Source organism: Candidatus Limnocylindrales bacterium, from assembly GCA_035626395.1.
Taxonomy (GTDB): domain Bacteria; phylum Desulfobacterota; class Binatia; order UBA1149; family CAITLU01; genus DASPNH01.
The window spans coordinates 116,119-131,517 of the sequence record DASPNR010000011.1 but is presented as its reverse complement, the minus strand read 5'-3'; the positions used below and the strand labels follow the sequence as shown (position 1 = coordinate 131,517).

Here is a 15,399-nt window from a genome sequence, read left to right as displayed (position 1 = left end):
ACCATTATCTGCCAGTCGCCGGTGTGTACAGGGTGCGTTTCGCGAGCCGTTGGCAAGCGGCCGCGTTGACGGGGTCGAACGATCGCGTGCTCAGGCGAGAGTACGGCGCAGGTACCAGATCGACCACGCGCCGACATGGACGGCGACGATCGCCCACAGGATCATCTGGTACTCCATCTTGCGCGTCTTGTGACGAAGTCCGGCCTGCGCCAGGAGCGCTCCGGGCCAGCCGCCGAGGGCTTCGAGCACGTGCAGCGTGGTTTCGGTCAGGCGCCACTCCTCGCGCTCGGCGCGCTTCTTGTCGGCGAAGTAGAAGCCGTAGGTCAGGATGCTCATCACCATGTAGGCGAGGATCGGCCCGGAGAGGCCGATCAAGCCGAACACGAAGAGAAAGAAGATCCCGAGGCACATGGCCGCCACGCCGTAAGCCAGCCAGGTGGTGTCGGGGAGCGGAAGAACGTCGAGGCGTACGCTGGCGGCCTTGGGCCGACGGCCTGCAGGCTCGATGGTGAAGAAGACGGTGTCTCCTTCCTTGGGCCGGCGCTGGCCGCTGGCGAACGCCGAGATGTGCGCGAACACGTCATCGCTGCCGTCGTCGGGGTGGACGAAGCCGTAACCCTTCGAATCGTTCCACTTCACCAGCGTGCCACGCTTCCGCGGCGGCGCCTGCGCGTCCGGCTCGGGCGTGCGCGTCGCGCGCGCCTGAGTCCCCTGTGCCTGCATAGCCATCGACGGAAAGGTAACGCGTGCAGGCTGCGCCGGGAAGCGCCTGATTGCAGGATTTCGCTGTGTACGCGCCGCTCGCGACAGCTGCGTTCCTGATGATATTCGAAGTCATGAGCCAACCGCCGCGCGTCGCTCGACGACCCCTCTGTCTCCGCCTCGGCCTGCTCGTCGTTCTTGCCGCCGCCGGCGCGTGCGATCGTGCACCATCGCTGCCGCCGCCGCCGCCCGCCGGCAGCCCGCAGCCGCGAATCGATGCGGAGCTGCACGAGCATACCAGGCTGTTCGAGAAGAAGATCTACAAGATTGGCGAGCACGTGTGGTCGGCCGTCGGCTACCAGATCGCCAACACGATCCTCGTCGAGGGGCCCGAGGGCGTGATCCTGTTCGACGTCGGCGGGGCGCCGAGCGAGGGGCGCGAGATCGCCGCCGAGTTCGCGAAGATCACGAGCAAGCCGGTGGTGGCGGTGGTGTACTCGCACTTCCATCCCGACCACTGGACGGCGGTGAAGTCCTACATCAGCGAGAGTCAGGTTCGCGACGGCACGGTGCAGGTGTGGGCGCACGAAAGCCTGGTGCGTCACGTCGCCAATCAAGGCGTGCGCATCGGCCCGATCCTGGCCGTGCGTTCCGGCTACACCTTCGGTGCGCTGCTTCCGGCCGTCGACATGGAGGGCATGAACTCGGGGCTGGGACCGCGCCCCGGCTTCGATCCGCGCACCTCGGAGGGGGCGACGTTCATCGCTCCGACGCACACCGTCGGCGACCGGGTCGAGACGAAGCTGGCAGGCCTCGACGTCGTCTTCGTGCACGTTCCGAGCGAGGCGCCGGACGAGATCGCGATGTGGCTGCCGCAGAGCCGCATCCTGCTGTCGGCCGAGGTGATCCAGGGACCGACGTTTCCCAACGTGCACACGCTTCGCGGCACCAGCTTCCGGGATCCGGTGGCGTGGTTTCAGAGCATCGACCTGCTGCGGTCGCTCGAGGCCGAGCACATGGTCCCGTCGCACGGGCCGCCCGTGATCGGCGCGGCCGAGGTCGAGCGCGTGCTGCAGGTGTACCGCGACGGCATACAGTACGTGCACGATCAGACGATCCGCCACATGAACGCAGGAATGACGCCCGACGAGCTGGCCGAGACGGTGCGGCTGCCGCGGCATCTGGCCGAGGTCAAGCCGTGGCTTCGCGAGTACTACGGCACCGTCAAGCATTCGGTGCGGCAGATCTACCAGGGCTATCTCGGCTGGTTCGACGGCGACCCGGTGGGGCTGAATCCCGTCGAGCGCGTGGAGAGGTCGCGGCGTTACGTCGAGATGATGGGCGGGCGCGACAAGGTGCTGGCGGCCGCGCGCGAGGCCGACGAGAGGGGCGACGCGCAGTGGGCGAGCGAGCTGGCGACGCATCTCATTCGCATCGATCGGGGCGACGAGGATGCGCGTGCGCTCAAGGCGCGCGCGTTTCGGCGCCTCGGCTACGACCAGCGAAACATCAACTGGCGAAACTGGTATCTGACGGCGGCCACCGAACTCGAGGGAACGCTCGACGGCGTGCAGATGGCGCGGCTCGCCACCAGCGCGCTGGCTTCGCGCGACGTGGTTGCGGCGCTGCCCACGCGCACATTCCTCGAAGGCATGACGGCGCGCCTGAAGGCCGAAGATGCGCTGGATGCGCACGTCACGACCGGCTTCCGCTTCATCGACACGCAGCAGAGCTACGCGCTGGAGGTGCGGCGCGGGGTCGCTCAGCTTCACGAAGGCATTCCCGAGCATGCCGACGTCGTGCTGGCGCTGCCGCGCACGATCCTGGAGCGGATCGCCATCGGCGAGATCGGCGTGGTCGGTGCGGTGACTTCGGGCGAGATCTCGCTGGAGAAGGGCGGGGTGGTGGAGGCGGGGCGCTTCTTCTCGTACTTCGAGACGCCCGAGCACCGCGCCATTCCGCTGGTCGTGCGGTGACGGGACGATGGGAGCGGCGGTTGCGCTGTACGGGCGCGCGAGACAGAGCAGGCCCATGAGCCTGCAACTTCGTCCCGGGCGGCCCGAGGACGCATCGGAATGCGGCCGCATCTGTTACGAGGCTTTCGCCACCATCAGTGCCGAGCACAACTTCCCGCGCGATTTTCCCGACGCCGAGGTCGCAACCGGAATGATGGGCATGCTGCTGGCCAACGAGGGCTATCACGTCGTCGTGGCCGAGAGCGACGGGCGCATCGTCGGCAGCAACGGTGTCGACGAGCGCGGCATCATCGCCGGCATCGGCCCGATCACGGTCGATCCGCGCCAGCAGAATGCCGGCGCGGGGCGCGCGCTGATGCAGTACGTGCTCGATCGCGAGCGGCGCCGGGAGGCGGCCGGCGTGCGCCTGGTGCAGGCGGCCTACCACAACCGCTCACTGTCGCTCTACACCAAGCTCGGCTTCGACACGCGCGAGCCGTTGTCGTGCATCCAGGGCGATCCACCCGCCAACGTCACGACGACCTGCCAGGTGCGTCCGGGTGCGGACGTGGACATCGTTGCATGCGCCGAGCTGTGCCTACGCGTCCATGGCCACGAGCGCACCGGCGAGGTGCGCGATGCGCTCGCCATGGGAATGCTGATGGTCGTCGAGCGCGAAGGCCGCATCGGCGGGTACACCACCGGCGTCGGCTTCCTCGGACACACCGTCGCCGAGACGAACACGGAGCTGAAGGCGCTGATCGCCGCCGCGCCGGGATACTGGGGCCCCGGGTTCCTGCTGCCGACGCGCAACTCCGAGGTGCTGCGGTGGTGTCTGCAGCACGGTCTGCGCGTGGTGCAGCCGATGACGCTGATGAGCATCGGCCTGTACAACGAGCCGCGCGGCGCGTGGCTGCCGTCGATCGGGTACTGAGGCTGCGGCCATCTCGCGCTCCGCAGCGATGGCCCTACGCCGCCGTCGCCTCCTCCGGCAACGTCAGGAAGAACGTGGCTCCCTTTCCGACCGAGCCTTCGGCCCACACCCGGCCGCCGTGCCGCTGCACGATGCGCCGCACGATCGACAGGCCGACGCCGGTGCCTTCGAACTCGTTCTCGCCGTGCAGCCGCTGGAAGACGCCGAAGAGCTTGTCGGCCTGCGCCATGTCGAAGCCGGCGCCGTTGTCCTTGACGTAATAGATCGTCTCGCCGGCCTCGTGGCTGCAGCCGATCTCGATGACGGGGCGGGCGGTGTTGCGCGTGTACTTGAGCGCGTTGGAGATGAGATTGACGAACACCTGCTTGAGCAGCGCGGTGTCGGCAGTGCAATCGGCAAGCTCACCGACGACGATCTCGACGCTGCGGCCTTCGGTCTCCTTGCGAAGCTCGGACAGGATGTCCTGCACGAGCGACGACAGCTGGACCTGCCTGCGCGACAGGGGCTGCCGGCTCAGCCGCGAGAAGCGCAGCAGGTCTTCGATGAGCTGTCCCATGCGCATGGCGCCCGAATGGACGAGGTCGACGAGTTGACGCGCATCGTCCGGAAGCTGTTCCCCGTGCTTCTTGACCAGCACGCCGATGAAGCCATGGATGTGCCGCAGCGGCGCGCGCAGGTCGTGCGAGACGGAGTAGGCGAACGCCTCGAGCTCGGCGTTGGCCTCCTCGAGCGCACGCGTGCGTTCCTGCACCTTGGTCGCCAGCACCGCGTTCTCCAGTCGCAGCCTGCGCAGCGCCATCGCGCGCGAGAGCACGGGCAGGATCACGCTGAGCTTGAACGGCTTGAGGATGTAGTCGAAGGCGCCGATCTTCATCGCCTCGACCGCACTGTCGATGCTGCCCTGACCGGTCATGATGATTCCGATCAGTTCCTCGTCCTTTTTCATCGCCTCGTGCAGCAGATCGATGCCGCTCGTCTCGGGCATCATGAGGTCGGTCAGCAGAAGGTCGAAGCGCTCCTTGTCGAGCAACGCCAGCGCCTCCCGTGCCGAGGCCATGCCGACGGTGTCGTAGCCGTAGTCGCGCAGCGTCTTGCACAGCGCCGATCGCTGCGATGCCTCGTCGTCCACGATCAGAATGCGCGCCGATACGGCTTCAGCCACGACCTCCCTCCGCCCTGCTCGGGAATGAGGCCTCATCTTGAGAAGGCTGCGTGAAGCGAGCAAGCGCTTCGCGGAGCTCGCGCAGCTTGGGGGGCTTGCTGAGGACCAGATCGATCTGCTCGGGCACTTCGCCTTCACTGGCGAGCCGCTGGCCCCAGCCCGTCAGCAGGATCACGGGCGTGCGCGGCGACATCTCCTTGACCGCGACCGCGACCTTGCGGCCGTCCACATACGGCATGCCCAGATCCGTGATGACGACATCGATCTGCTCGCTGGTTTCCAGCGCCGCTCGGAACGCTTCGATGCCGGACTGGCCGCCGCCGGTGCGGGTGACGACGTGCCCGTCGGTCTCGAGCGCATCGCCGAGCGACTTGATGAGAAGCGGATCGTCGTCGACGATCAGCAGCCGCAGGCGGCCGGGCGAGCGCGGCTCGGCAGGGGCGCCTGCTGCAGTGCCGCTGCCGGCGGCGGGAACCGGGAAGCTGATCCGGATCGTCGAGCCTTTGCCGACGCTGCTCTCGATCTCGATGTTGGCGCCGTGCCTCTTGACGAAACCGTAGACCATCGCCAGCCCGAGGCCGGTGCCGCGCTCGCCTTTGGTCGTGAAAAACGGCTCGAGGCAGCGGCGGCGCGTGTCCTCGTCCATGCCGATGCCGGTGTCGGCTATCTCGACGAACACCTCGCGCTGGAGGCCGCCCTCGCCGGCGCCCCAATCCCGCTCGACCTCGCCCGTGCGCAGCGTCAGCGTGCCGCCGTCGGGCATCGCGTCGACGGCGTTGAACACGAGGTTGATCAGCGCCTCGCGGATCTCGCTCTCCACGCCCAGCACCTGGTGCAGTGACTCGGCGAGCTCGGTCTCGAGGTTGATGACGATGCCCTTCTGCAGCGGCATGTCGCTCCAACGCGCGCGCGTCAGGTTGAGCACCTGCTCGACCAGATCGTTGAGCTGGACGCGCGCAAGGGAGAGCTGCGGCTCGCGCTGCCGGTAGAACTCCCGCATGCGCGCGACCGTCGCCGCGACGTCGTCGATGGCGTGCTCGATCGTCTTCAAGTAGTCGCGTGCGCGCGGGCTGAGGTTGGTCTCGGTTTCCAGCAGCGATTCGGTGTACAGAGCCACCGGCGAGATCGCGTTGTTGATGTCGTGCGCGATTCCGCTGGCCATCTGCCCGAGCGCCCGCAGCCGCTCCTGCTGCATCACCGCCTGCTGGGTCTGGCGCAGGTCCTCGTATGCCTGCTGCAGCGCCTGGTAGAGCTGCACCTGGTGCGTGGCCAGCGCGACGTGCTCGCTGAGCTGACGCAGGAACTCGCATTCGCCGCTGCTGAACGCCGAGGTCTGCCTGCGCGCGGCGACGAGGATGCCGAACACCCGGCTCTCGACCAGCAGCGGCGCGGCAACCATCGAGCGCATCCCGCCGCTGGCCAGCCGCTGCGGGAACGGAAAGCCGACGACCGAGACGTCGGGCTCGTACACCAGGTGGCCTCGCACGCAGCGGCTCAGCCCGTTCTCGTCCACGGCGATGCGGGCCTTCTCCTCCATGCCCATGGCCGCGGCCATCTCCTTGCTGGCGTTGCCGAGCGCGGCGACGACGATGCAGCTTTCGCCGGGCTCGTAGTTGCAGACGCAGCAGAAGTCGACCGGCAGTCTCTCCTCCAGGCTGCGGATGAGGACCGCGTAGATGCTGAACAGGTCCTGACGCTCGCCCACCGCTCGGGTGATCTGATTGAGCAGTTCGAGCCGGGCCAGCTGCGACTGCACCCGGTCCTCGGCAGCCTTGCGTTCGCCGATCTCGCCTCGCAGCGCCTCGTTAGCCGCGCGCAGCGCGCTCTCGCGCTCCTCGATCCCCGTGAGCATCTCGTTGAACGCGCGCGTCAGCACCGCGATCTCGTGCTCGCCTTCGGCTTCGGGCGCGCGGGCGGCAAAGTCCTTGCGTTCGGCGATGACCCGGGCGGTGGCGGCCAGCGCAAGGATGGGCGCCGTGATGAAGCGCTGCAGCCGCTCCGACAGCGCGAACGCCACGAGCACCGAGCCGATCAGAACCAGCAGCGCGATGCCTGCGAACAGCCGCAGCCGCTCGTAGAGGCCGACCAGCTCGGCCTGCACGTAGATCGTGCCGATGCGCTTGTCGTTGAGCAGCACCGGGCGGAACAGCACGAGATGGCCGCTTTCGAAACGGGCTCCGTCGATGGCCGGACCGTCGGGAAGCGACAGCTGTTCGCCCGGCCGCACGTATTCCGCGAACAGCTCGCCGCCGTCGTCGTAGAGAGCGGCCGCCGTCACGTACGGCTCCACCTGCAGGGCGCGCAGCATGTCGCGCGCGAACGCGTCGTCCTCGAATGCCAGCGCCGCCTGCGTGTTCTTGGCCAGGACGTCGGCGAGTACGGTGGTGTCGCGGGCCATCGCGCGGCGGAAGTCGTAGAGCTCGTAGGCCGCCAGAACCGCGCACGCCAGCAGCAGCACCGCCGAACAGGTCAGCAGGATGACCATCGTGAGCTTCTGCTTGACCGGCAGGTTCTGCAGCCGACCCATCTCAGAAGCCTCCGCCCGCTTGGGCGATGCGCGCGAAGTGGAAGAGCCGCGAGCCGTTCTTCCGCCCCTGCCGTCGCGCAACCGAGGGATCGGCGGGGCCGCGGCGGCGGCGATGCGGGCGCGGCGACATCAGGATCGTCCGCCGGCCCGGTTGCCGTCGCACGCAGAGCGCGGACGAACGCGCTCAGGCCCGCGCAGCGCGCGCACGAATCCGACAGTCTGTCCCGCTCCCATCCTTTTTCCGTCCGACCCGTGGGCGCATCACGCCCCCGTGGTGGCGAGTTTGTACCTGGCCGAACCGGCGGGCAAGGCGGCTGGCCGTTCGACGAGCCGGCGTGCCCGCGCTATCGGCTCTCTGATGGGTGGGTTGCGCGGACGGCAGGCGCATCGCGTCGGGCGATCCTTTGCATCCATCGCCCGCTTCGTTCCGGTATTGGCGGTGTTCGCCGCCGCTCTGGCCTACCTGCTGGCCCTGCGCGGCTACGGCTTTCAGCTCGAGGACGAAGGCACCGTCCTCTTCCATCTGACGCGCGCACTTCGCGGCGAGCGGCCCTATTTCGACTTCCATACCGGCTACACGCCCGGCTTCTTCGCCATCCACACGCTGTTCATGAGCGGCTCCTCGGCCGTCCCCGGCGTGCGGCTGGCGCTGGTGTGCATGAACGCGCTTTCGGCCGCCGGTCTGTGCGAGATCACGCGACGGATCGCGGGGCCGCGGCTGGCGGCGATCCCCGCCCTGCTGTGGCTGGCTTTCGTGCCGGTCTACGTCGGCGAGTTCGCGGCGTTCAACGTTCCGTATCCGACATGGGCAGTGACGCTTGCCTGGATCGCCTCCGCACTGGTGCTTTCGTCGTGGGTCGAACGCCCCCGCATCGACAAGGTCGTTGCGGCAGGCCTGCTGGCGGCGTTCGCGTTGTGGCTGCGGCCGAACTCCGGCGCGTTCCTGCTTGCCGGCGCGACCTGGGTCGTCTGTGCCGTGGCCACGCGCGAGACGCTGCTGGATCGTCTGGCCGCGGTCGGCGGCGCGGCCGTGATGGCGGTCGGCACGTGGTTCACCTTCCAGTTCCAGTGGAGCGGCATGGACGCTTTCGTCCATCTGCTGCCCGTCCTGGCGGTCACGGTGCTCGTCGGCGGACGCGACTCGCATCTGCAGGGCACCACGCCCGCTTCGTGTGCCGGCGCCATCGTGGCGCTGGCCGCCAGCTTTCTGCTGCCGACGCTTGCGTGGATGGTGCCGCTGTACACGGAGCTCGGCCATTCGCGCTTCCTGTTCGACGTGCTGCTGATCGGCGCCGACTACCAGAGCATCTATCACGTGGCGCATCCGCCGCCTCAGCCCTACGCCGTTCTGGTGATGGCCGGCTGCCTGTCGTTCGCGATGGCGGGGCGGCTCGTGCGCGCCCAGCTCGTGCCGGCGCTGGTGCCGGCGGTCGTGTTCGCGTGCGCGATCGCGGGCATCGGCTGGATTGCGCTGACCTCCGGCCTTGCGCCCGAAGGAACCGCCGCCGCGGTCTCAAGCCAGCTCGAGAACGCCTCGTTCTGGCTCGCGCTGATGGCCAACTTCACCGGCCTTGCCTACCTGGTCGTGGCTCCGGGCTTCGATCCCCGCCGTTCCGGCCGCGGTCGGACCTTCGTCGTGTGCGCGCTCATGGCGGTGGCGATGTACATGCAGATGTTCCCGCGCTCCGACTTCATGCACCAGATCACGGCGGCTCCGCTGACGATCGTGGTGGCCGCGGCGTTGCTGGCGCGAGTCGTGCGATGGTGGGCGCGAGGCGTGTGGCCGCAAGGCATCGACGGATCCTCGGTCACGCACGCTGCGGTTTGGACGATGGCCGCGCTGGTGCTCTCGGTGGAGCTGTACACGAACCTGGTGGGACCATGGAATGCATGGCTGGACCCGGGGCCGGAGCGTGCGATGCCGCTGACGCTGCCGCTGCGAGTGGAACGCGAGTCCGACGATGAGCTCGACGCCATCGCTGCCGTGGTCGAGCATCTCCACGCGCACACGCTGCATGGAGATCCGGTGTGGTCGTTCCCCGCCACCAGCGGGCTCCTCTACGCTGCGCAGCGCGCGAACCCGCTGCCGCACGACTACTGGTTCGCCGGCCGTCCCGATCATCAGGAGGAACGTCGCGTGCTCGAGCAGCTCCAGAAGGAACCGCCGCGCTACGGCGTGACTCTCAACGCGGGCTGGACCTTCTTCGAAGAATCGCCGGCATACTTCTCGGAGCTGCGCCGCTTCTTCGTCGAACGTTACGTGCTCGACGCCCGTCATGGCCGCTTCGACGTGATGGTGCGCCGCGACGTGCGAGAAACGGAAGAGCAGGCGCGCGCCAGCCCGGCCGCGGGCGGGAACGCAGCGGCCGCCGGCGGGACGCGGGCGACCGACGGTGCGCCTTCGCCGGCAGGCGTCGCATCGCCGGAGGGGCAGTCCCCGCCGCGACCGCTCGCATCGCCGGAGGCGCAATCGCCGGCCGATGCTTCTTCGCAGCATGCAGCGGTCGCCGCCGACGCGATGCGCGCCGCCATCGAGCCGGACCTGCAGGCGCGGCGACAGGCGGCGCGGCGGTGGATGCAGGTGCTGACGCCGGAGCAGGCAGCCGCAGCGGCGCTGCCGCAGGACGACGTGGACGCCGTACGGCTCCTTCGCGCCTTGCGCGATGGCGGCGACATGCGTGCCGCCGGCTGGGCCATCCTCGGCTATTCGTCGACGAACGCGCGCGTGCGGCGCGAGGCGGTTGACGCCATGCTCGCGATGGAGACCTCCTTGCGCATGCATCGGCTGCGGCTGGCGAACGACTTCGACCGGCGGCTGTATCAGCCCTACCTGGCGCCGTGGGCGACGGCGGCGCGCGAGCTGCTGGCGATCACGCTGCTGCAGCCCTTCGCGCAGGCCGTCATCGAGCTGGCCGCGCCAGTTCCCGCCGACGCCGATGCGCGCCCGCGGGATGAATCGGCTCCGCAGCGCAGGAAGGCTGTTGCGGAAGGCGGCGCGTCCCGTACAACGGGAAAGTGAAAGAGGCCGCTTGATGCTTTCCGCGCACGATCTCGAAGATCTGGAGCTGGCGCACAACCTGCTGGAGAATCCCGGCCTTGCCGCACGCATCAGCGCCGCCGTGGGCACTCCGCTGGAGGCGGGCTTCGACCTGCTGCCGCAGAATGCGCGCGAGCTGATCGCCCAGGCCACGCGCCAGGCACTCGATCGTGCGCTGACGTTCGCCCTCGTCACCCTCGACGACCGCCCGCGCAAGGAATCGACGGAGTGGGTGCACAAGCTGATGGCGGCGACCACCGGTGCGGCGGGCGGATTCTTCGGCCTGCCGGCGCTCGCCGTGGAGCTGCCCATCTCCACCACGATCATGCTGCGCTCGATCGCCGACGTCGCACGCAGCGAGGGCGAGCACATCAAGACCGCGCAGACCAAGATGGCGTGCCTGGAGGTGTTCGCGCTTGGCGGACGCCGTCCCGGAGACGATGCCTCCGAGTCCGGCTACTTCTTCGTACGCGGCGCGATGGCCAAGGCCATGGCCGAAGCGGCCGAGTTCGTCGCGCAGCGCGGGCTGACCCAGGAGACGGCGCCGGTAATGGTGCGCTTTCTCGTGCAGATCGCGCAGCGCTTCAGCATTCCGGTGACGCAGAAAGTGGCGGCGCAGATGCTGCCGGTGGTGGGCGCCGCCGGCGGAGCGCTGCTCAACACGCTGTTCATGGACCATTTCCAGAACATGGCGCGCGGGCACTTCATCGTTCGCCGCCTCGAACGCGTGCACGGCAGTCAGATCGTGCGACGGGCGTACGATTCTCTGCCGCAGCCGTAGCCGCTGCGACCGGCGGTCCGTTTTGGGGCTGAATCGGTCGGCAATCCCGCGCGCAGCACGCGAGCGGAATCAGTACACGCCGATGGAGATCGACAGGGAATGCGACAGCGGCTGGGCCACGTGCCACATGCCGCGCGGCAGATAGAGCCAGTCGCCGGGCCACAGCGTGCAGCTCATGAGCGGCGTGGTCTCGGCCCGGATCGTCGAGAAGTCCGGCTGCGCTCCGAAGCGCGGATCCGGGTCGATGGTGTTGTAGCGGAAGTAGTACTCCTTCTCGCCCGCCGTCTGCACGATGAACACTTCCTCGGCATCGTAGTGCCAGCCGAATCCGTGCACGCCGCGGGGCGTGGCGAAGATCAGCACGCGCTGCCGCCCCGGCATGTCCCGCGCGAGCTCATCGCAAAGCGCCGCCAGCTCCCGGCATTGCCGCTGGGGGTGACGCACGACGATGCCGATGCCGCGCGCGAACATCGCGCGCATCTCCTCGAGCGACCGCGGCGGCGGCTCCTCGACGAGCTTGCCGCGCGAGATCACCAGGATGTCGGGATCGATGGCGGTCGAGAGGTAGCGATCCAGGCTGATCCAGTCGAACGCGTGCGCCGCGCGGCGCGCGACCGACGCGCGGGAGTAGGGGGCGCGGCCGAGATAGGTGCGTCGGAACCCGTCCAGCCCGAGCTCGGGTAGCCATTCGTGCAGCATGGACAGCGCCGCAGGTGCGCAGCGGCACGTCCAGGATACCGCCAGTCGTTCCGGTCAGACAGACCGTGCGGCGGGTCCGAGGCCGGCAACGAGGCGAATGACGCCCGGCAGCAGCCGTATGCGTGGCTGCCGCTGCCACGCGAACCGCCGTGACTCGGCCCGAAGGCGACACCCTCACTGGCGACAGACGATCTTGCTGAGGCTGCGGCACGGCGCCGGCACGAACGTGTGGCAATCGTCGGTTGCGGGCTCGCTGCCGAACAGCAGCGACATGCCGAGCTCCCCCGCCGCGGCGGCAGCATACAGCCCGCTGCGGCGGATGCTCAGCCGCACAGTGGCGCTGCCGTCGTCCTCGAGGGCGACGCGAGCGCGGATCCGCACGTCGCCGACGGTGGTGGCGGCAAGCCACGCCTGCTCTTCGTCTTCGCTCGGATCGAAGAAAACGGCCGGGATGGTCTCGTGGAAGTAGACCGTCCCATCACTGTCGAAGAGCGCGGCCGTCAAGCCGGTGACCGTAATGCTCTGCCTGAGTGCGTCCGGCTGCAGCCGGAACCGGCCAACCAGGCGGTCGCTCGAATCCTCGCGCGGCGAGATCGTGATGACGCCGCCGGTGGCGGCGCGCGTCTCGTCGCTCGTGCACCGCGCATCGGCGTCGCAGCTGCTGGCGGCGGTGCAGATATCCCCGTCGTTGCACTCGCCGTCGACGAGCGTGCCATGCACGCAGCCGGTGTCGGCGTTGCAGAGGTCGGTGGTGCACGCGTTGCCGTCGTCGCAGGCGGCATCGACCGGCGTGACGTCGCAGGAATCGCCCTCGCACGTCTCGACGGTGCAGGAAAGGTCGTCGGCGCAGCCGGCCTCATGCACGCAGGTGCTGGTCAGCGCATCGCAACGGTCGGTCGTGCATTCGGTGCCGTCGTCGCACAGGGCGGTGCCGGGGTATCCGGCCGTGTGCGCGATGCAGCCTTCGTTGACGCAGCCGGCACTGCAGCCGTCACCGTCGGTGACGTTGCCATCATCGCAGGTCTCGCCCGGCTCGATGCGGCCGTTTCCGCAGGGTGGGCAGTTCGACGCGTGCCATGCGCCGTACGCGATCTGCGGCGGCGGCTCGATCTCCCCGAGCAGGACCGGCGGCTCGGACTTCGAGGTCCCGTTGATGTGGTTGGAGCCTTCGGTGGCGGTGATCTTGCTGCCCGCCTCGGCGATGAAGCTCTCCTGGAAGTCCAGCGAGGTGTAGCTGTATTCGGCGGTGATGCTGGCGGTAGGCTCGAGCCGGACGCGGCAGCCGCCGACGTTGACGCCCCAGCCGCCTTCGGGACCGCCGCCGCGCACCTTTCCGGCGATCGCGACATCGTCGCCTTCGGCGTAGAGCTCGCCGCCTTCGCCATAGACGCCGTAGTAGTCCTCGAGGCGGTCGGCCCGCACGCTCATCTCCCCGTCGATGAAGAAGTTGCCCTCCGTACGCAGTTGCACGTCGCCGGCGCGCACGGCGGTGGCCGTGACCTTGCCCGTCGGCCCGACCGCTCCATCACCATAGGCATTGAGATAGATGTCGCCGCCGACGCCGCAGCGACCCGAGGCGGTGACGGAGAAGAGGCCGTCGATCTCGAAGCCGCCCGAGGCGTAGACGTCGAACTCGCCCGCATACGGTACGCCGTCCTGGCAGTCGTCGCGCGCCGTGTCGGCGGAGACGACCGCCTTCTGCTCGATGCGGAAGTCGCGCCCGGTGGAGATGCGCGTATAGCCGCCACGGCCGGCTTCGAAGCCGCCATACCCGCCATAGCCGGGATAGTTGTAGAAGTAGTGCCCGCCGTTGGCGGAGAGGAACGTCAGGTCGTCGGTCGGCCCGTGCGGCTGCACCTTCATGTCGCGCCCGGCCTGGAAGCTGCCGTCGCCGCCGTCGCTTGAGTAGGTGCCGTTGATGCCGTCGCGCAGGACGTTGTGTCCGACGATGATGTCGCGGCCCGCCTGCACGTGAACCTCGCCGCCGTTGAAGTGGCCGGTCAGGTCGACCTGGCGTTGGAACAGGACGTCGCGCTCGGCGTCGATGGTGAGATAGCCGGCATAGCCGGGCGGAAAGGGCCGGCCGTAATAGTTCCCCTGCGGCAGCGACTGCCGGATGTTGACCGGACCATCGATGAGCACGTCGCCCTGCAGCGCATCGATCGTCAGCTCGCCGGCATCGCCCTCCTTGCCGGAGCCGTTGAGCGAGACCACCGCGTGAATGGCCACGCTGTCGGCCGCGCGCAGCAGCACGTCGGTGCCGCGGTTGTGATCGCCGTCGAGGCGGGCATCCAGGCGGATGACGCCGCTGCCGCCCGTGCACGCCGCCGGCCCGTGCCCGGCACACTGGCTGTCCTCGAGGCAAGGCACGTTGGGGGCACCCGAGCACGACCGGCGCGCGGTGATCTTCAACGAGCCCGCCTCTTCCTCATCGAGCACCTGCAGGCCGATGCGCGATGCGGGGCCCTCGACGAGAAAGGCGCCGCACAGGATGCCGGCGCGCTTGAACCGGATCTTGGCGCCCGCGAGCACCCGCACCGTGCGCAGGCCGAAGTCGAGATCGGTCGGCGAGTCGATGATGACGTTCGAGGAGATGTCGCAGGGGTTGGCGTTCGGCGAGCACACCTGGTTCGGCGACGTCACGCGCATCTCGACGGCGGAGGCGGGCGCGGCGGACAGGATGGCCGCCGACAAAGCGGCGGCCGCGCATCGGCGTGCATGCCGGCTTGCCGCGATGCGGGCGCCTCGGCCGCTCGCGGCGGTCACGGAATGCGCTCCGCGCGGCCGGTGTACCGGACGTCGCGGCGCCCGTTGCCGTCGCTGACGATGCTCTCGACGGCGGCGGCCGCCCCGCCGCCTTTGCCGACGACGGCCCGCGGTGCGACGATTCCGACGCCCTTGTTGAATCGCGCGCGCACCGACTGCAGCGTGGCGCGCGGTGCCCGCACGACGATGCCATGCTTCCGGTTGTGCTCGGCCACGCCGTCGACGAGGACGCCGGCCGCGAACAGGCTCAGGCCATTGCCGTTGTTGGCGAACGCCTGCACGCGCACCAGCCGGCCGCCGTAGCCGTCGACGCGCACGCCGTCGCCGCCGTTGTGGCTGGAGGTGACGTCGATGAGCACGATGCCGCGGCCGCGCAGCACCAGCCCGTCGCCGCGCGCGCCCTTGACCTCGACGCCTTCGACACGTGCCACGGTGCCGAAGCGCGGCGTGGTGATCCCGGCCGAAAAGCCGACGATCTCGGCGTGACCGCGTCCGTTTCCGGCGCCGCGGATGACGGTGCCGCTGGCGCCGCCCGACTCGACGCGAATGCCTGCGCCGTAGCGCTCGCCGCGAAGGGTCAGGCCGTTGAGATCCAGCGTGATCGAATCGGCCAGCAGCGGCGCAGCCACGATCAGACCTTCCAGAGGGCACCTACGCCCGACGATCGGGTCTCCGGGCTGCAGCCGCGTGTCGCTGACGACGATGTCGCCGCAGTCACAGGCAACGCGGCCGCCGTCGACGAGGTCGCCGCAGTGCTTGGCGCCAGCCGTCCCGGCGCTCACGGCGAGAATCGTGAGCGCGGCAAGACACGCGGCCGCCAAAGCTTGCCTGGACAC

The 15,399-nt window shown here is 69.0% G+C and carries 10 protein-coding genes and 1 pseudogene; 4 read left to right on the top strand and 7 right to left on the bottom strand.

Annotation, left to right across the window (positions count from 1 at the left end):
* Nucleotides 1–90 precede the first annotated feature (90 nt).
* Entirely contained in the window at nucleotides 91–336 is a 246-nt protein-coding gene (locus VEC57_06450; GenBank protein ID HYB98760.1) for a DUF1294 domain-containing protein, read from the bottom strand.
* 141 nt (nucleotides 337–477) lie between these two features.
* Nucleotides 478–642: pseudogene (locus tag VEC57_06445) on the bottom strand (cold shock domain-containing protein).
* 194 nt (nucleotides 643–836) lie between these two features.
* Between VEC57_06445 and VEC57_06440 the strand changes: the two are divergent.
* Both VEC57_06440 and VEC57_06435 read left to right on the top strand, forming a co-directional pair.
* Nucleotides 837–2,678, top strand: a complete 1,842-nt coding sequence (locus tag VEC57_06440; protein ID HYB98759.1) for an alkyl sulfatase dimerization domain-containing protein — start codon at nucleotides 837–839, stop codon at nucleotides 2,676–2,678.
* A 55-nt stretch (nucleotides 2,679–2,733) separates the two neighbouring features.
* Complete coding sequence (locus VEC57_06435; GenBank protein ID HYB98758.1) at nucleotides 2,734–3,591, top strand: GNAT family N-acetyltransferase; 858 nt, start codon at nucleotides 2,734–2,736, stop codon at nucleotides 3,589–3,591.
* Between the two features lie 34 nt (nucleotides 3,592–3,625).
* On the opposite strand, the gene VEC57_06430 is transcribed toward VEC57_06435, so the two are convergent.
* Together VEC57_06430 and VEC57_06425 are read right to left on the bottom strand one after the other, a co-directional pair.
* Nucleotides 3,626–4,753, bottom strand: coding sequence for a response regulator (locus tag VEC57_06430; GenBank protein ID HYB98757.1), 1,128 nt, complete (start codon nucleotides 4,751–4,753; stop codon nucleotides 3,626–3,628).
* Nucleotides 4,746–7,280 (bottom strand): ATP-binding protein, encoded by a 2,535-nt coding sequence (locus tag VEC57_06425; GenBank protein ID HYB98756.1) that lies wholly within the window; start codon nucleotides 7,278–7,280, stop codon nucleotides 4,746–4,748. Before VEC57_06425 ends, VEC57_06430 begins: the two co-directional genes overlap by 8 nt.
* A 433-nt stretch (nucleotides 7,281–7,713) precedes the next feature.
* On the opposite strand from VEC57_06425, the gene VEC57_06420 reads away from it, so the two are divergent.
* Both VEC57_06420 and VEC57_06415 read left to right on the top strand, forming a co-directional pair.
* The gene (locus VEC57_06420; protein ID HYB98755.1) at nucleotides 7,714–10,299 is read left to right on the top strand and encodes a hypothetical protein; all 2,586 of its coding nucleotides are present in this window, start codon (nucleotides 7,714–7,716) and stop codon (nucleotides 10,297–10,299) included.
* 13 nt (nucleotides 10,300–10,312) lie between these two features.
* A complete protein-coding gene (locus VEC57_06415; protein ID HYB98754.1) occupies nucleotides 10,313–11,098 on the top strand; it encodes an EcsC family protein in 786 nt (261 codons plus the stop codon).
* A gap of 69 nt (nucleotides 11,099–11,167) precedes the next feature.
* On the opposite strand, the gene VEC57_06410 is transcribed toward VEC57_06415, so the two are convergent.
* The 3 genes from VEC57_06410 to VEC57_06400 all read right to left on the bottom strand — a co-directional run bounded on the left by VEC57_06410 (nucleotide 11,168) and on the right by VEC57_06400 (nucleotide 15,345).
* Nucleotides 11,168–11,797 (bottom strand): cupin domain-containing protein, encoded by a 630-nt coding sequence (locus VEC57_06410; protein HYB98753.1) that lies wholly within the window; start codon nucleotides 11,795–11,797, stop codon nucleotides 11,168–11,170.
* Between the two features lie 174 nt (nucleotides 11,798–11,971).
* Entirely contained in the window at nucleotides 11,972–14,563 is a 2,592-nt protein-coding gene (locus VEC57_06405; protein HYB98752.1) for a hypothetical protein, read from the bottom strand.
* Nucleotides 14,560–15,345, bottom strand: coding sequence for a right-handed parallel beta-helix repeat-containing protein (locus VEC57_06400; GenBank protein ID HYB98751.1), 786 nt, complete (start codon nucleotides 15,343–15,345; stop codon nucleotides 14,560–14,562). Before VEC57_06400 ends, VEC57_06405 begins: the two co-directional genes overlap by 4 nt.
* Nucleotides 15,346–15,399: the final 54 nt, after the last annotated feature.